Genomic DNA, 16,549 nt, shown 5'->3' on the forward strand with positions numbered 1-16,549 from the left:
GTTATAATGATGGATTATTTCAATATGGCTTGGCTTAACCATTGATCAAATTGACTTTTTGGTAAAGCGCCATTGATCATATCGACTCGTTGACCATTTTTAAACACCATAATGGTTGGAATGCTGCGAATTTGAAATTTTGTGGCGAGGCTTTGTTCACTTTCAGTATCAATTTTTATAAAGCGAATGTTTCCTTTTCGTTCCGTCGCAGCATCACTGAATACAGGAGCAAAACCCACACACGGATTACACCAAGGTGCCCAGAAATCGACGACAACGGGTTGGCGACTATTAAGTAGTGCTTCGAAATTGGCTTCCGTTCCTTCAATGGGCGCTCCATCAAATAGGGGAGCTTGGCATTTACCGCAATTTGGGCTTTCTGTCACTCGTTCTATCGGAACTCGGTTCATTGCGTGACACGAAGGACAACGAGTATTAAATGTTGACATGGTTTCCTCTCTTTATTTTTGTGTTTTGCTCCAGTCGCATTTAACGCACTAGACTTAACGTCGGAGCAAAAGCGCGTATACTGACTGACATCAAAAGGACCTTTTGAGTCTCATTTCTCTTTCATACGATGAGTTTTTAATTTTAGGTCTTTGGATTGCATTAGAAAATACAACAAAAACAGGTTAACAATGACAAAATTCTATGCCGAAATTACAGGTTGGGGTAAATGCCTACCACCTGCAACGCTCTCAAACCATGATCTTAGCACCTTTATTGAAACTTCCGATGAGTGGATTAAAACTCGCACCGGGATTGAACAGCGCCGCATTAGCCATGTGAATACCTCGGATTTAGCTACGGTGGCTGCCCAACACGCCATCGCTTGTGCTGGGATTGATGCAACTGAGATTGATCTCATCATCATCGCAACCTGTTCGCCAGATTCTCTTATCCCAAATATTGCCTCGAAAGTGCAGCAGAACCTTGGGATTAAAAATGCAGCCGCTTTTGACTTAAATGCAGCTTGTACCGGTTTTGTTTATGGATTAGAAACTGCGACGCGTTTAATGCAAGCAAGCCATTACCGCCATGCGTTAGTGGTGGGTGCTGAGCGTCTCTCTTTTTACATTGATTGGACCAAACGTGATACCGCCGTGTTGTTTGGTGACGGTGCTGGTGCTGTTGTCTTGAGTAAAACCGATAAAGTAGTGGGTTTGCAAGATGCACAAATCGGTTGTGATGCAGAAGGGCGTGATATTTTGGCGGTGCCTAAATTTGGCTCATCGATGGATCGTTTTGCCGCTGACAATGGGTATTGGGATTTTGATTTTGTTGGGAAAGAGATTTTTAAACGCGCGGTTCGAGGCATGGGCGCAGCGGCGCAAACTGTGTTGGCGCGTTCCGGTCTTTCAACCGAACAAGTCGATGTGGTGATCCCGCATCAAGCGAATATTCGCATCATTCAAACCTTGTGTGACTTATCAGGTATTAGCCAAGATAAAGCATTCGTTAACATTCAACACTATGGTAATACGTCTGCCGCGACCGTACCTATTGCATTGTGTGAAGCGGTTGAACAAGGGAAAATCAAACCGAATGATAACCTGCTGGTGGCCGCTTTCGGGGCGGGCTTAACTTGGGGGGCTGGGCACATCAAATGGGGCGAGCGTGTTACCGCGATTAGCCGTAGCCAAGCGCAGTTACCAGAGTGTCAGTCCAGTGCGTTAGAATTATTGGCCAATGCAATTGAGCACTGCCAGCAGCGCCCGCTATCTAAATAACGTTTAGAAAACAAATGTTCACACACTACAAGCAGTATGAAAACAGGCCACAATGTGGCCTGTTTTACTCTCAATGCTAGGTGTGTAAACTAGGCAATCGCCATGGCGAGCAGGCTAATTGGATGAATGGTTTCTAACGCGGTATTTTCTTCAATTTGCCATTTACAGGTTTCACAATCGGTAATCGCATAGTCAGCTTGCGATGTTTTGATTGCATCAAACAGGTGCGCGCCAATTTTCATTGAAACGTCATAGTTCTCTTCTTTAAAACCGTAGGTTCCCGCTAAGCCGCAGCATTCGCTGTCTAAGACCACTAACTCCAATCCTGGGATCATTTTTAATAATTCAATGGTAAAAATGACATTACCGCTGCGTTCAAGGTGGCAAGGGGTGTGGTAAACCACTTTCAAGTTAACGGGTTTCATTTTAGGCGCATTACCGCTCATGAACTCTTTGAGTAGAAAGCGCGTGACGTACTCGATTTGTTTGACCACCTTACTATTATCAACCCCTAAAACATGAGGGTATTCTTGTTGTAAGGTAAACGAACACGTTGATGAGGTGGAGAGGAGCGTCGTTTGACGATCAACTACCGCGGCTTCGATATTTTTCACATTCAATAGCGCATTTTTACGTGCTTTATCGTGAAAACCATTGGCAATCAGCGGTACACCACAGCATTTCTCGTTATCCAGTAACCGTACGCCGATATTCATCGCATTCATCACAGAGACAAAATCTTTACCTAACTGCGGGTGGTTATAGTTAACGTAGCAGCCGTGGAAATAGGTCACTTGCCGGTTATACAGGGGTTGGCGTGTGCAGTTCTGCTTAAACCAACGACGAAACGTGCCGTGTGAATATTTGGGAAGTGATTTATGATCGTGCACACCAATGGTCTTGTGCATCAGTTTTTTTACCATCGGCATAGCCGTAGCAGCGTTCACAATCGGTGCAAATGGTGTGGCGATCGTGCCAAAAAGATCGGTATGGCTCAGCACGTAATCACGCACCAGCTTTGGACTCAGCGTTTTTTTACCATGTTTGCCACGCGCCACAGCAATGATATCGCCAATTTTTACTCCGGAAGGACAGGCGGTTTCACACCGTTTGCAGTTGGTGCAGAGCTTGAGTAGGTCGTCATAATACTCTGCGCTTTTAATCCTCAAGCGTTCGCCATCCGGCCCGCACTGTTTTGGCCCCGGATAGAGTGGGTTTGCTTTAGCAACCGGGCAATAAACGGTACAAACAGTGCATTTGATGCATTGATCAAAAGAGGTATTTTTGGGTGCGGCTTCAACAAAAGAGGTGCTCATACTAATACCTCCTGAATGACGGGTCGAGATTGAGTTTGAGCCATAATTTGAGAGGTAGCGTGGTAAGCGCTGGCAATAGCAACGCCTCCACCGCTGCCTTCAAAGACAGGATCATAACCCGCGAGCATCGAACCACAGCAGTATAAATTGGTAATGATATTACCTTGATGAGTTGGGTTCAGTGACGTGTTGGTCAGCACACCAAAGGTCATGAAAGGGTGAGAGTTTGCCGAGAAAAAGGCATGGTTTCGCCATAGAGCGCGATCATGACAGCTTTCCGTCTCTAATTGGAACACGGGTTCGCTAATACCGTGATGAGAAGCCTGTAAACCTTGGCTGAAATAGCTCCCTGTAGCCATCACGAAATGGTCAGCTTGAATCGGCATATCATTGAGATTTTGAGTATGAATGGCGGTTAAACGGTTGCCATCAAATTCACCACTGATGACTTTATCGCCTTTTAAATGGGTACCACCCATGGTTAAAAAAGCTCGGCTGAGTGTCTCTTCAATGCGGATGCCCATTAATGATGGCGGCATGGTCGGGACTTCATGCAACTGCAAGTTGGTTTCCAATTTGAGTTTGTTCAGTAAGGTTAACCCATCACCATTGCCCATGATGGCAGGTAGGATCACTAGATCTTGCACAGTGGCATGACGGATCAGTTGATCACAAAAACTGCGCCATGCATGTGGTTGTTTGAGCAAACGAGCAATATCGATGGATCGCAGTTCGTTGGGATTATGGCGAAGTGCTTCGAAACCCGGAATCGTGATATTGATGATCTCACTTGGGATAGCCGAAAATGCAGGTAGAGCGCGTAAGTTATCTTGCAGCATATGTGGTTGAAAATCTCGATAACCATCGATGGCGAGCAGCACAATACGCTTGAAATCAGCATTCGTTTTATGTTGATAAACATAAGGTTGTGATAACCAAGTGGCTTTCAGTGTCCCCATCGGAGTAATGCGATAGTGGTTACTATTATCCGCTTGGTGTGTCAGCGGCATGCCGCGCTGCTGCAGCGTTTTTTGAAACCACATTAACCCTTGCGAAATAGTGTCAGCGCCAATTTTACTGTAAGGGTGATTCGGGGCTTGTTGACGTAATGCTTCCATGGCGAGCAAAGGGGATTCAACCGCTTCGCCGCTAGGCAGTTTACCCAGAACATCGATGGAACCGGATGAAAAATGCAGAGCACTTTGGCCTTGACTGATCAGTGCTGTTTTTAGGCCCGCTTGTAAGCAGCGAAGACCTGCACTGTAACCTGCAATTCCACCACCGATAATTGTGACGTCGTATTTCATCATAACGTCTCCTCACTTTCATTTTGCTTGTGTTGCGTTGGAATGTCATTGGCTCCGAACAAGCCTTCGTAAATCCAGTAACTGAATTCAGCCTCGCGCAGTGCATCTCCCCAGAAAATCGGTTTAATGCCTTTCCAGCGCTCTTCTAAAAACTCAACCAACAGTTGGCTCGATTGGTTTCCCGAAACGTGACCATATTCTTGAAATAAGCTGGCGGCGCGATAGCTGCAAAGCTCTCCTTGGCACGGCCCCATACCTAAACGAGTGCGGCGACGTAAATCGACCAAGTTATTTACATCGAGTTGTTTAATTGCGTATTCAATTTCGCCCGCGGTCACCATTTCACATTCACAAATAACCGCTTGGCTCTTTGCATCATCAGATAAGAAATTTTGTGCGCGCTCACCATGGCGATAAATAGCCGATTCATAGACGGGTTTGGCAATGCTGGCGGTTTTTTTGACCTGTTTTGGAGTTTCGTTGGAGCCGGGTAGGGCGCGAGTATGAGTTTCGCAAGGGGTATTATTGCCCAGTTTTTTGGCGACTAAATCGGTCGCCCATTCTGCCATTAGGCGGTAAGTCATTAATTTACCGCCTGTAATCGTGGTGAGGCCTTTCAATCCATCGCGTTGTTCGTGGTCAAGTAATACGATGCCGCGACTGATATTTCGGCCGCTGCCATCATCATTAATAGAGACCAATGGACGCACACCTGCATAAGCGCGTAGTACACGAGTATTCGCCATGATGGGGGCCAGTTTCGCGCCTTCGGCCAGTAGTATATCGACCTCTTTTTCAGTCACGTGCAGGTTGTCAATTTGGTCGTAGTCAATGTGTTCAGAGGTAGTACCGATAAGTGAAATGGTATCACCAGGGACAAGAATATCGGCATCAGAAGGCTTGCGACAGCGGTTGATCACAAGGTTGTTGATACGATAATCAAGGATCAGCAATGAGCCTTTCGCGGGGAACATTTTGATGTTGAGATCGGCGTATTCACAGATGTTTTGTCCCCATATTCCAGCTGCGTTAATCACTTCTTTGGCGAAAATCTCATACTGTTGATGAGTGCTCAGCTGTAAACAGCGTACGCCTAATACTGTGTCACCTTGGCGAATCAGCGACGTTACAATGGTCCTGTTCATAATCCGCGCACCATGCTCTTTGGCGTCTAGCACATTGGAAGCGCATAAACGAAAAGGATCGAGTGTGCCATCGGGTACTTTGATCGCGCCAACAAGGTTTGGATTAACGTGAGGCTCTAAACGCAGTGCTTCTTTGGCAGAAAGCGGCTCGGTTGTAATCCCAGCTTGAGCGCACGCGTCGATAAACGTGCTCTGAAAAGCAAGATCGTCTTCAGGCAGAGTAATGAACAGGCCGTCGGTTTTCTCTACACAATGTCTAGCGATATTTTTTAAAATTTGATTCTCTTGGATGCACTCTTTGGCCGATTCAGGATCGGTAACTGCGTAACGTGCCCCTGAGTGTAATAAACCGTGATTTCGCCCGGTGGTACCAGAAGCAATATCATCCTTTTCTAGCAAAATACACGCAATGCCACGCAGTGCGCAGTCGCGCATGATCCCAGTACCGGTTGCTCCGCCACCAATGATAACAACATCGGTTTCAAATCGTGTGGTTGTGGTCATGGTGAAACCTTATTCGATGAAAAACTTATATTTAGTGTGGCATTTTCAATAGAAAATGTTCGATATGTTGCTCACAAAAGCGCGAATGAGCGAAATTGTGTTTCATTTTGGCGGTAATTTTATCTTTGTATGTTATTTCATATCAAAATGATGAACGGTTTAACAATTTAGGTTGGGTTAATTTAACAACTGGAGTGGATTTTAGAGAACAAATGCGCTTACGAGCTGATCCGATGACTTCATCATCATGCCTCTCTTAGCAGTATGAAATCATATCTCTATCCGTTATTGCACTTGATTATGTCGTTGTTTATAGAGACACCCTTAGTTTCCTATCATTTGTTAAGCTCTGCGTTAATGAGCAGAAGATCAAAATAATGAGTTAATTAACAAAAAACGATATTGCAAGTAACAAAATTGTGTTCGAACGCTCATAAATGCTGTTTTTTAATTTTCGTGGGAAGAAAAATGTGCAAAATTTGCCACACACAAACATTGTGTACACAAAAAATAAACAAGGACACTTACTATGACTCGAACAAAACAACATACTCTTCTCGGAGAGTGTATCGCGGAGTTTATCGGCACCGGATTGCTGATTTTTTTCGGTGTAGGCTGTGTTGCTGCCTTAGTTCTTACTGGCGCACAATTTGGTCAGTGGGAAATCAGCATCATGTGGGGCTTAGGTGTGGCAATTGCCATCTATTGCACTGCGGGTGTTTCTGGAGCTCACATTAATCCGGCGGTGACCATTGCACTGGCCGCCTTCCACGGCTTCAACAAAGCAAAAGTACTTCCCTATATTGCGGCGCAAATGCTCGGTGCATTTTGCTCTGCTGCTCTGGTTTACGGCTTGTACAGCAACCTTTTTACTGATTATGAAATCGCACACAATTTTGTACGTAGCAGTCAAGAAGCGTTAGCCACAGCGGGTATTTTTTCTACCTACCCTAATGCTTCATTATCATTTGTTGGTGCATTGGCGGTCGAATTTGTCATCACAGCAGTATTAATGTTCGCTATTTTGGCACTAGGTGATGAAAATAACGGCGCACATCGCAATGCAATGAACCCATTGCTGATTGGTATTCTGATTGCGGTTATCGGTGGTTCACTTGGCCCATTGACTGGCTTTGCGATGAACCCTGCGCGTGATTTTGGCCCTAAATTGTTTGCCTACTTAGCTGGCTGGGACTACGCACTAACAGGTGCAAAAGATATCCCATACTTCATCGTACCTATCATTGCCCCTATTGCTGGTGCCTGTTTTGGGGCATGGGCTTACCCTAAATTTATTGGCGCGTACTTACCCACTGTCGGCGTAGGCTGCACCATTCCAAACCAGTGTGATGACGTAGAAGAAAGTGAGCAAGCTCACGTCTAAAATAACGATAACACTTCATAAAACGATTAACGTGAAAGATAAGGAAAAGACCATGACTGAGCAGAAATATATTGTTGCCCTTGACCAAGGAACAACAAGCTCACGTGCTGTAGTGTTAGATCATGATGCTAACATTGTCAGTGTTTCTCAGCGTGAATTTACCCAGATCTACCCTCAAGCTGGCTGGGTTGAACATGATCCACTGGAAATTTATGCGACGCAAAGTTCGACACTAGTAGAAGCACTTGGCAAAGCTGGTATTCGCAGTGATGAAATTGCGGCGATTGGTATTACCAACCAACGTGAAACTACGGTGGTGTGGAACAAAGAAACGGGTAAACCAGTCTACAATGCGATTGTATGGCAATGTCGACGTACCGCATCCATTTGTGAAGAATTGAAAGCACGCCCAGGGCTAGAAGAGTACATTCGCGAGAATACAGGCCTAGTGCTTGACCCTTACTTCTCTGGCACCAAAATCAAATGGATTTTGGATAATGTCGAAGGGGCTCGTGAAGACGCCGAGGCTGGAAAACTGCTGTTTGGTACAATTGACTCGTGGCTCGTTTGGAACATGACACAAGGCCGTGTTCACGTTACGGATTATACCAATGCATCTCGCACTATGCTTTTCAATATCAACAACTTGCATTGGGATGAGAAAATCCTAAAAGAGTTTGATATTCCTTTGTCTATGATGCCTGAAGTGAAGAAATCTTCCGAAGTTTACGGCCAAACCAACATTGGTGGTAAAGGCGGGACACGTATTCCTATTGCTGGAATTGCGGGTGACCAGCAAGCTGCGCTTTATGGGCAGATGTGTGTTGAGGCGGGCCAAGCAAAAAATACTTACGGCACTGGCTGTTTCTTATTGATGAACACAGGTAAAGAGAAAGTCACCTCACATAATGGCTTGCTAACAACTCTAGCTTGTGGCCCTGCTGGTGAACCTCACTACGCGCTTGAAGGTGCAGTCTTTATGGGCGGTGCATCGATTCAATGGTTGCGTGATGAATTGAAACTGATTTCAGATGCGCATGACTCAGAATATTTCGCTACGAAAGTTGATACGGCCAACGGCGTTTATGTTGTGCCAGCGTTTACTGGTTTAGGCGCGCCGTATTGGGATGCTTATGCCCGTGGTACGATTGTTGGTTTAACGCGTGGCGTGAATTCGAACCATATTATTCGTGCGACCTTGGAAAGTGTCGCTTACCAAACACGTGATGTACTTGATGCAATGCAAGCTGATTCTGGCATCAAACTGTCTGCGTTACGCGTAGACGGTGGCGCGGTAGCCAATAATTTCTTAATGCAATTCCAATCAGATGTGCTTGATACCGAAGTACACCGTCCTAAAGTGACGGAAGTGACCGCGCTAGGAGCAGCCTATTTAGCTGGTCTTGCGGTTGGCTTTTGGGGAAGCTTGGATGAGCTTGCTGATAAAGCCGTGATCGATAAAACATTCGTTCCTCATCAAGATGAAGAGAAGCGCGATCGTCGCTATAAAGGTTGGAAACGTGCGGTGAAATGTGCTCAAGCTTGGGCAACTATGCACGATGACGAAGAGTAATACTTAGCCTTATGACCTCTATGTATCCCCCTGCTAGAGGCTTTTTGCTTGGCTATTTATGCTTTTGCTCTCTGATTTATCGATAAAAAATGCTCTGTCATCGTGGCAGAGCATTTTTTTACACGTCAATTTTTATTATTTTGGGTTTATCATGCAGCGCTTTTGGCGTCAGCCGTTTTTTTTTCTCGTTGCATCTTTGCTAAAAAGTAGATGTTTACGCAGGCGATAAAACCGTTGGTGAGCACTACAGGCCATGAATCAATCATTAGTCCGTAAGCGGTAAACAGTGCACAACCAACAAAGTTAAGAATACGCAGTTTAACGATATCTTTCATTGTCAGCGAGATTGCCACCATGATCGAAGCTGCATAGCCCAAAATTTCAACCACATTCATTTCCATAATTTGACCCTCTTAATATATGCCGAACGATGTCGGTACCAATCTTCTCGCCGTGAGATAAGTGAGGAAGCTCCGTGCCTCGAATGGTCATAATTGATTTACTGTGTATAAATATAACAATAGCTAATATGTGATAAAAGACTCAAAACTAGGTTCGGTGAAGGTTAGCGATTACGCAAACGTTTAATGTCTATCACATAAAATTTATCGCACTTTTTGTTGATAGAAATATTGATTTGTTTTGTGAATGTTTTGGCCATAAAAAAACCCGTCTTAAGACGGGTTTCGAAGATGGTCGGCATCAATTTTACTTTTTGCCTTGAGTCATTTGTTTATCTTTATCGGTCAGCTCGCGGATACGACGGCTAATATCACGGCGCTCTTTTGAAATTTCTGCGCTTTTGATGATGTGATCATCGACGCGATCTTCGTAATCGGCTTTCATGTTATTGATGATCGCCATGACTTCTTCGTGGGTCATATCCGGTTTCATGTAATCGAGTAAGTTTTCAAGCAATTCAACTCTTTTACGGTTATCACGAACTTTTTTCTCGTTATCTAGCAGTTCACGTTTCAGTTTATTTTTACGGCGAGCTTGGTTAACAATTTCAAATACGATACTCATAGGTTCCTTTTCCCAACTTGAATGTCAATGCCATTGATTAAATCATATCGAGCTGATTCATAACAGCCTTTAGATCAATCCTGACTCACTCTTGATTAAGAAATAATCACTCTAGTCATGAGTGATTGTATTGGTACGGATAGGCGCTATATCATGTACCTTTCAAATCGCTATCTTATGGTATTTAGAGATGCAACTTTCAGAAATTTTAGTACCTAAAAGAAAGGATGTACCTGCAAACGCTGAACTGCATCACAGTGTTAAATTGCGTGAAGCTTATATTAGCGAACGTGAGAAGCTGGAGATGACCGAGTTAGAGTTAAGCCGTGCAAAGATTGTGATGATTGATAGCAATGGGAAAATCATCCGAATTTCACTGTTGTTAGAACACTAATGCAACATCGATTGTGGCCTCAATTAGGAAACTCCGCTTAGAAAAAAGGAAATTATAATGAACATTGAGCTCTCTCCCCTAGAAGCACGAATTATTGGCTGCTTAATTGAAAAAGAAGTGACCACGCCTGATTACTACCCATTAACGCTCAACAGCTTGACCACCGCATGTAACCAAAAAAGTAACCGTGAGCCAGTGCTGTCATTAACCGAAGCTGAGGTTCAAGATGCCGCTGAGGGCTTGATCGCTCGTCACCTGATGAGTGATGAAAGTGGTTTTAATAGCCGAGTGAGCAAATATCAGCACCGTTTCTGCAATACCGAATTTGGCGATTTAAAGCTGTCAAATCAAGAGCTTGGTTTGGTGTGCTGCATGCTGCTGCGTGGGCCACAAACGCCGGGAGAGTTGCGCACTCGCACTAACCGATTATGCAGTTTTACCGATGTAAAAGAAGTCGAAACTACTTTAGACGGTTTAGCCAACCGTGAATCAGGCCCGCTGGTGGTGAAGCTGCCACGTGAACCGGGTAAGCGAGAGTCGCGTTATCAACATCTCTTTTCTGGAGAGGTTGACGTTGAAAGTTTAGAGCAAACCTTTGCTCATGCTCCGGAAGGTGGGGCGACTGCTCGTATTGATCAGCTTGAACATGAGGTTCACGCATTAAAAAATGAAGTCGCCGAGTTACGCGCTTTGGTGGAAAGCTTACTGTAAGTGAATAAGGTTTCCCACAAAGATAGCCCGGACTGGTGGGTTTATTTGGTTCGAACCCGCCATCAAGCACTGTATTGCGGTATTACAACGGATGTTGAACGACGCTTTGTACAACACCAAACAGGGAAGGGTGCAAAAGCGTTACGAGGTAAAGGGCCGTTATTATTGGTTTGGTCTCAACGTGTAGAAGGCGGTAAAAGCCTCGCTTTAAAAACTGAGCTAGCGATTAAAAAACTGACCAAATTGCAAAAAGAACAGTTGGTGGCAGGGCAAGAGAATTTTCATTTCTCTGTTAGTGGCATGGATGATTTTGGTGACGATTAGGTTTGGTCAGCGGCATTATTCGCCAATTTCATGTGCAATGTAAAAAATTGTATTAACCTTGTTTAAGGAATAATAACAACAAGGTTGGTTGCAATATGAACAGTTACAACAAATGGTCAGTGGTCTCGTTGCTCTTTTTGGCTTGTGCTTCTGCACAAGCGGCGAACACGATAGCTGACGCACGTGGTAATGGAATGGGGAATACTGGCGTAACAACGGCCGATTATCTGCTAGCCCCATTCTATAATCCTGCTTTGGTGGCCGTGTATCGGAATAATGACACGTTTGGCGTGCTTTTCCCTGCGGTAGGTGGTGCGGCTAGAGACCCAGACAAAAGCCTAAAATCCATTGATGACCTGCAAGATAGCATCAAAGCGTTTGAAAATTCCGGTACACCCAATCAAAGTGATATTGATAAACTTAATCAGTATTTAGACCAGCTTGCCGATGACAAACCTCTTGCTGCATCGGCGGGCATTGGTATGGCGATAGCAATTCCTCTCGATCTAGTTTCACTTAATATTTTTGCGCGTGGGCACGCGGAGGTGATTGCGCGTTCTGATATTGCGGCAAATACAGGCAGTAGCGGCACCGACGTTGAGAATCGTTATAAAAATTCAACCGTTGATCTGATTGCATTTGGTTACTCAGAATTTGGCCTAGCACTGGCCAAAATATACAACATTCGTGGCCAACAATTTTCATTTGGCATTACGCCTAAAATTCAACAATTAAGAACCTATAAGCAAAATGTTTCGGTAAAAGAATTCGATCTTGCTGATTATGACAAAAGCGAAACGAACGATAATGCCTTCAATCTTGATTTAGGGGCTGTATGGTTAATTAACGATTTTCGAGTGGGTGTTGCGGTAAAGGATCTTTTTGCTCAAGAATTAAAAACCATTGATGGTTTAAGCTCATATGATTTGGATACGCAAGTCACAATCTCGGGTGGATATGTCACTGAGTTTTTCACTGCTGCAATCGATTTAGATGCAACAAAGCAGAGTCGTTTCCAAGACCAAAAAGATGATACACAATACCTACGCTTTGGCTTAGAAGGTAATGCTTGGGGATGGGCACAGCTTCGTGCGGGTTATGAAATCGATTTAGAAGACACTTTGGACAACGCCGTGACGTTTGGCATTGGCATCAGCCCCGGAGATCTTGTCAGTTTCGATCTTGCAGGAAACTATGCTGGAGATAATCAATTTGGCATTTCTGGAAATTTAGCTTTCACCTTTTAAGTATAGGAAAGCATTCTGATACTTTTGTTTAGTAAATGAGCGGTTATGAGTGCAAGTCAGCTTTTTTAGTGGTTTGCACTATCATTTATGAGGAACATACTTAATAATCAAGATGATATACGGGCTACTTGTTTGATCCTTCATTGGGTAGTCCGAGAATATGATGAGTGCGAAATCAGCCATTGTGTGTCATTAAATCCAGAAGTTAGTGTAATGAGAATGCCATGAGAAAAATCCTGCTCCTTTCATTTGTGTTCAGTGTCAGTTTGGCAGCCTCCACTCAGGCTGCAGCGCAAGTTTTAAATGGCTATTGGCGATATCAAGAGTTTTTAGATCTTAATCCTGCGCAACAGGCTCTTACCGACCAGATGATACAGGCAGTGCGTCAACCTCCCGCTGTACTCTCAATAGAGCAAGATAAACCTATTCATATTTCTGTTGTTTATCCAGGTCAACAAGTTTCCGATTATTGGGCGCGCAATATCAAAGCCTTTGAGATGCGTTTAGACGAACTTGGGATTAGATACCAAATTAACCAAGTATTCACTCGTCCGAATGTCGATATTCGCCAACAAAGTTTATCGTTGATGGAAGCGATCAGAAACAAATCCGATTACTTGGTGTTTACGCTTGATACCATCCGTCACCGTAAATTTATCGAGCAGTTGTTAAGTTCAAATCAAACCAAAATCATTCTGCAAAATATCACTACGCCAGTAAAAAGTTGGGGAGATCGCCAGCCTTTTATGTACGTGGGGTTTGATCATGAAATTGGCACAATGAAACTGGTGGATTACTACAAAAAGTCGGCGCCAAAGAATAGTGCTTATTCCGTACTCTATTATTCTGAAGGCTATGTCAGCGATGCACGCGGTGATAGTTTTATCCAAGAAATGAGTCGAGACAGCAAATATCACTTGGCCTCTTCGTTTTATACAAAAGCGACACGAGATAGTGCATTTGATGCAACTTTGCGTATTCTTAAACAAACACCAGATATTAATTTTATTTACGCATGCTCTACTGATGTTGCACTCGGTGCCATGGATGCGTTGCAGCAGCAAAATAGAGAAGATATTACGTTAAACGGCTGGGGCGGTGGTGAGGCTGAATTGGACGCGCTGCAAAATAGCACACTTGATGTGACTATCATGCGTGTCAATGATGATGCCGGTGTTGCTATGGCGGAAGCCATTAAGTGGGATCTTGAAGGAAAGCCGGTACCTACGGTTTACTCAGGTGATTTTGAGTTGGTAACCAAAGAGGTCTCTTCAGCGTATATTGAAAAGCTCAAAAAACGAGCATTTCGTTACTCTGACCATTGATATATCGAGTCATTAATGAGTTTAAGGTCAAGCACCGTCAAGAAAAAACAAAAGATAGCTACCGTGATCACCAAATCAATGATTGCGGTGATTGGCGCATTGACGCTCAGCGTTTTATTTCAAAGTTATCAGATCAGTAGCAAAATCATTGCTCAAGAAGTACAACGTACGGCTTCTCAAACCTCTAGTCTCATCCAGAACCTCTTTAACTTCCGTCTTTCATTACTGCAGATAAACCAAGATAGCAGCGCAAAAAATGCAGGTTTAGTTAAAGCAATTCGTAAGGGCGATAATGACAGCATTGATCAGTTCTTTTTTGGAGTTGACCAGCTAGAAGTAGCCAACACGCCTGACATTCGTTTCATTTCTGATTCTGACAGCCTGATGTGGGAAGATGGCAATGCTCAGTTTTATGGTATTGAACAAAGCGAGCTGGTAAACATGTCTCGTAAAGTCGCATTAAGTAATAACTGGCATATGATCAAATCGCCCTCTCAATTGGGCTATGCCTACCTAATGGTCAGACGTACTCCCGTTATTGACTCGCAGTCCGGAGAGGTGATTGGTTTTTTGCATCTTGCTACCGTACTTAACAACAATTACGTGCTGGCAGAAACATTACGTGAAGGGAGTAACTCAGAAAATCTTGTGATGACGACGGGTGAAAAGGTCTTAGCCTCAACAATTAATGGTGATGAGACCTACACGGAACGTGATGTTTTAGAAGATAATTTTGACGCCTATAGTTTTGCCGATTACATGGTAAGCCGTACCGCGTTAACCATAGAAGGCGTACCAATTTATATTAACGTCCTCAGTGTGCAGAGCAATGAGAACGTATTGCAATTACGTGAAAATTATTTTTTTTGGATGATTTTTGCCCTTTTTGCGATGGTGATAGTCTCTATTTTGACACGTTGGTGGTTACAGCAGCGTGTCAAAAATGAAATCAGTAGCTTGATGAATTACACCCACAAAGCTGCAGAAGCTGGGAGTTATGAGCTTTTTTCTGGTTCTAAAATCTATGAATTTGATCACTTCGGCAGAACGCTAGAACACACATTTCAACGTTTATCTGAGCAAGAAAAACAATTTGAAGATCTGTTCAATTTTTCACTTTCGCCCATCATAGTATGGAGTATCGACGGTGATATCATCAAAATGAACCCATCAGCAAAGAAATATTTCATGCGTCGCAATGATCAACAGCAATGCATTCTTGATGCATTAAAGCAAGAACTGCAGCCAAAGATACGCCTTGCGGTTGAACAGGAAACGTTCCGAGAGATAAACGTTGAAGTTGGCAACAAGGTTTTTCGCTGGAATTTATCGCCCATTATTTTTGAGCAGAGAATTGAGTCAATCATCACTCAAGGACAAGATATTACGACAATCGCTGAGGCGGCCAAACAGAGCCGACTCGCAAGACAAGAAGCGGAAGAGTCGGCGCGTATTCGTGCTGAATTTCTTGCAAAAATGAGCCATGAGCTGAGAACACCATTGAATGGAATTTTAGGGGTTTCTCAATTACTTAAGCGTGAAATCAGTGACCATGAGCAACTTGAACAAGTGAATGTGTTATGCAGTAGTGGTGAACATTTATTGGCGGTGCTGAATGATATCCTTGATTTTTCAAAGATAGAGCAGGGACAGTTTAGAATTCAAGAGTCTGACTTTAAGCTGGTTGAGGTCATCTCTGCCGTGGAAAGTATCTATCGGCCATTATGTGCCGAAAAAGAGATTGAGTTCAGCCTAAAGAGCAATATTCCGCCTGATATGATGATCCATAGCGATCAAGTCCGCCTGAACCAAATTCTGTTTAATTTATTAAATAATGCGACTAAGTTTACCCATAATGGGTTGATTAGCATTGAGTTCCAGCAAAAGAATAACCACCAATTGTTTATTTCGATTAGTGATACAGGTATCGGCATCAGAGAGCAAGATCTCGCGCTTATTTTTGAGCCTTTTACTCAAGTAGAATCAAACACCACACGAGAATACGGCGGTAGTGGTTTGGGGCTTGCGATTGTCAAAAGCTTAATTGAGATGCTTGGTGGTGCCGTAAACGTGAAAAGCCAATTTGGAGTAGGTACTACATTTTCTGTTGAACTCCCGCTGGTTGTCGTCAGTGACTGCGGGAAGGATATACCATCTTATGAGCGCGCGCCGCCACATGAAATGTTTGAAAAACCAATCAAAGTGTTGCTAGTCGAAGATAATCATACCAACGCTTTTATTGCTCAAGCATTTTGCAAAAAATACGGTATGGAAGTGACAAGAGTAGAGGATGGTCTACAGGCGATTGATTATGTGAAAGATCATCCAGTGGATCTTATCTTAATGGATAACCAACTGCCTTACTTAGGTGGGGTTGAAACAACCCATTTGATCAAACATGAGTTGATGATGGATGTACCTATTTATGCGTGTACAGCTGATGGTATGCAATCGACTAACGAAGCATTTATGGCCGCAGGTGCAGAGTATGTGATAGTTAAACCTATCAAAGAGAAAGCATTGCATGAGGCTTTTTGTCACTTCCAAAAACGGCAGAAATAAA

At 43.7% G+C, this 16,549-nt stretch carries 15 protein-coding genes; 9 read left to right on the top strand and 6 right to left on the bottom strand.

Features of this window, described 5'->3' with window-relative positions:
* Positions 1–14 precede the first annotated feature (14 nt).
* Entirely contained in the window at positions 15–449 is a 435-nt protein-coding gene (trxC, locus tag AACQ17_RS06370; protein WP_094167763.1) for a thioredoxin TrxC, read from the bottom strand.
* 189 nt (positions 450–638) lie between these two features.
* Here trxC and AACQ17_RS06375 point away from each other — a divergent pair, with 189 nt between their 5' ends.
* Positions 639–1,730 carry a ketoacyl-ACP synthase III gene (locus tag AACQ17_RS06375; protein WP_064626233.1) on the top strand — a complete coding sequence of 364 codons (1,092 nt, stop codon included), beginning with the start codon at positions 639–641 and terminating at the stop codon, positions 1,728–1,730.
* A gap of 89 nt (positions 1,731–1,819) precedes the next feature.
* Here AACQ17_RS06375 and glpC read toward each other — a convergent pair whose 3' ends face one another.
* The 3 genes from glpC to glpA are packed head-to-tail and all read right to left on the bottom strand — an operon-like array spanning position 1,820 to position 6,002.
* Positions 1,820–3,046 (bottom strand): anaerobic glycerol-3-phosphate dehydrogenase subunit GlpC, encoded by a 1,227-nt coding sequence (gene glpC / locus AACQ17_RS06380; protein ID WP_013867920.1) that lies wholly within the window; start codon positions 3,044–3,046, stop codon positions 1,820–1,822.
* Positions 3,043–4,356 carry a glycerol-3-phosphate dehydrogenase subunit GlpB gene (gene glpB / locus AACQ17_RS06385; protein ID WP_017047242.1) on the bottom strand — a complete coding sequence of 438 codons (1,314 nt, stop codon included), beginning with the start codon at positions 4,354–4,356 and terminating at the stop codon, positions 3,043–3,045. The genes glpC and glpB overlap by 4 nt, the downstream gene beginning before the upstream one ends.
* Positions 4,353–6,002 (bottom strand): anaerobic glycerol-3-phosphate dehydrogenase subunit A, encoded by a 1,650-nt coding sequence (gene glpA, locus AACQ17_RS06390; protein WP_094147822.1) that lies wholly within the window; start codon positions 6,000–6,002, stop codon positions 4,353–4,355. The genes glpB and glpA overlap by 4 nt, the downstream gene beginning before the upstream one ends.
* 529 nt (positions 6,003–6,531) lie before the next feature.
* Here glpA and AACQ17_RS06395 point away from each other — a divergent pair.
* Both AACQ17_RS06395 and glpK read left to right on the top strand, forming a co-directional pair.
* Positions 6,532–7,386 (top strand): MIP/aquaporin family protein, encoded by an 855-nt coding sequence (locus AACQ17_RS06395; RefSeq protein WP_010319894.1) that lies wholly within the window; start codon positions 6,532–6,534, stop codon positions 7,384–7,386.
* A gap of 52 nt (positions 7,387–7,438) precedes the next feature.
* Positions 7,439–8,959 (top strand): glycerol kinase GlpK, encoded by a 1,521-nt coding sequence (gene glpK, locus AACQ17_RS06400; protein WP_026029114.1) that lies wholly within the window; start codon positions 7,439–7,441, stop codon positions 8,957–8,959.
* A 149-nt stretch (positions 8,960–9,108) separates the two neighbouring features.
* On the opposite strand, the gene AACQ17_RS06405 is transcribed toward glpK, so the two are convergent.
* The gene (locus AACQ17_RS06405) at positions 9,109–9,360 is read right to left on the bottom strand and encodes a YgjV family protein (protein ID WP_013867916.1); all 252 of its coding nucleotides are present in this window, start codon (positions 9,358–9,360) and stop codon (positions 9,109–9,111) included.
* Between the two features lie 307 nt (positions 9,361–9,667).
* Positions 9,668–9,985: a DUF496 family protein gene (locus tag AACQ17_RS06410; protein WP_010319897.1), complete on the bottom strand. Its 318-nt coding sequence runs from the start codon at positions 9,983–9,985 to the stop codon at positions 9,668–9,670.
* Between the two features lie 190 nt (positions 9,986–10,175).
* On the opposite strand from AACQ17_RS06410, the gene AACQ17_RS06415 reads away from it, so the two are divergent.
* From AACQ17_RS06415 to luxQ, 6 genes are all read left to right on the top strand, one after another.
* Positions 10,176–10,379: a hypothetical protein gene (locus AACQ17_RS06415; protein ID WP_026027876.1), complete on the top strand. Its 204-nt coding sequence runs from the start codon at positions 10,176–10,178 to the stop codon at positions 10,377–10,379.
* 57 nt (positions 10,380–10,436) lie between these two features.
* On the top strand, positions 10,437–11,090 hold the full coding sequence (locus AACQ17_RS06420; RefSeq protein ID WP_094147821.1) for a YceH family protein: 654 nt from the start codon (positions 10,437–10,439) through the stop codon (positions 11,088–11,090).
* On the top strand, positions 11,091–11,414 hold the full coding sequence (locus AACQ17_RS06425; RefSeq protein ID WP_094147820.1) for a GIY-YIG nuclease family protein: 324 nt from the start codon (positions 11,091–11,093) through the stop codon (positions 11,412–11,414). It begins immediately after the preceding gene.
* Positions 11,415–11,509: 95 nt separating this feature from the next.
* Positions 11,510–12,661 carry a conjugal transfer protein TraF gene (locus AACQ17_RS06430; RefSeq protein WP_094147711.1) on the top strand — a complete coding sequence of 384 codons (1,152 nt, stop codon included), beginning with the start codon at positions 11,510–11,512 and terminating at the stop codon, positions 12,659–12,661.
* 224 nt (positions 12,662–12,885) lie between these two features.
* Complete coding sequence (locus tag AACQ17_RS06435) at positions 12,886–13,986, top strand: autoinducer 2-binding periplasmic protein LuxP (protein ID WP_013867911.1); 1,101 nt, start codon at positions 12,886–12,888, stop codon at positions 13,984–13,986.
* Between the two features lie 15 nt (positions 13,987–14,001).
* On the top strand, positions 14,002–16,548 hold the full coding sequence (gene luxQ, locus AACQ17_RS06440) for a quorum-sensing autoinducer 2 sensor kinase/phosphatase LuxQ (protein ID WP_094147002.1): 2,547 nt from the start codon (positions 14,002–14,004) through the stop codon (positions 16,546–16,548).
* Position 16,549 lies beyond the last annotated feature (1 nt).

The sequence above is a fragment of the Vibrio sp. V10_P2A27P122 genome (assembly GCF_963874335.1).
Lineage (GTDB): Bacteria > Pseudomonadota > Gammaproteobacteria > Enterobacterales > Vibrionaceae > Vibrio > Vibrio anguillarum.

What these genes read in the sequence shown, in the direction of transcription:
- AACQ17_RS06430 (WP_094147711.1), top strand. Translation starts at nt 11,510, where the DNA reads ATGAACAGTTACAACAAATGGTCAGTGGTCTCGTTGCTCTTTTTGGCT.
- AACQ17_RS06415 (WP_026027876.1), top strand. Translation starts at nt 10,176, where the DNA reads ATGCAACTTTCAGAAATTTTAGTACCTAAAAGAAAGGATGTACCTGCA.
- AACQ17_RS06375 (WP_064626233.1), top strand. Translation starts at nt 639, where the DNA reads ATGACAAAATTCTATGCCGAAATTACAGGTTGGGGTAAATGCCTACCA.
- AACQ17_RS06405 (WP_013867916.1), bottom strand. Translation starts at nt 9,360, where the DNA reads ATGGAAATGAATGTGGTTGAAATTTTGGGCTATGCAGCTTCGATCATG.
- AACQ17_RS06435 (WP_013867911.1), top strand. Translation starts at nt 12,886, where the DNA reads ATGAGAAAAATCCTGCTCCTTTCATTTGTGTTCAGTGTCAGTTTGGCA.
- AACQ17_RS06420 (WP_094147821.1), top strand. Translation starts at nt 10,437, where the DNA reads ATGAACATTGAGCTCTCTCCCCTAGAAGCACGAATTATTGGCTGCTTA.
- trxC (WP_094167763.1), bottom strand. Translation starts at nt 449, where the DNA reads ATGTCAACATTTAATACTCGTTGTCCTTCGTGTCACGCAATGAACCGA.
- luxQ (WP_094147002.1), top strand. Translation starts at nt 14,002, where the DNA reads ATGAGTTTAAGGTCAAGCACCGTCAAGAAAAAACAAAAGATAGCTACC.
- glpB (WP_017047242.1), bottom strand. Translation starts at nt 4,356, where the DNA reads ATGATGAAATACGACGTCACAATTATCGGTGGTGGAATTGCAGGTTAC.
- AACQ17_RS06410 (WP_010319897.1), bottom strand. Translation starts at nt 9,985, where the DNA reads ATGAGTATCGTATTTGAAATTGTTAACCAAGCTCGCCGTAAAAATAAA.
- glpK (WP_026029114.1), top strand. Translation starts at nt 7,439, where the DNA reads ATGACTGAGCAGAAATATATTGTTGCCCTTGACCAAGGAACAACAAGC.
- glpA (WP_094147822.1), bottom strand. Translation starts at nt 6,002, where the DNA reads ATGACCACAACCACACGATTTGAAACCGATGTTGTTATCATTGGTGGC.
- glpC (WP_013867920.1), bottom strand. Translation starts at nt 3,046, where the DNA reads ATGAGCACCTCTTTTGTTGAAGCCGCACCCAAAAATACCTCTTTTGAT.
- AACQ17_RS06395 (WP_010319894.1), top strand. Translation starts at nt 6,532, where the DNA reads ATGACTCGAACAAAACAACATACTCTTCTCGGAGAGTGTATCGCGGAG.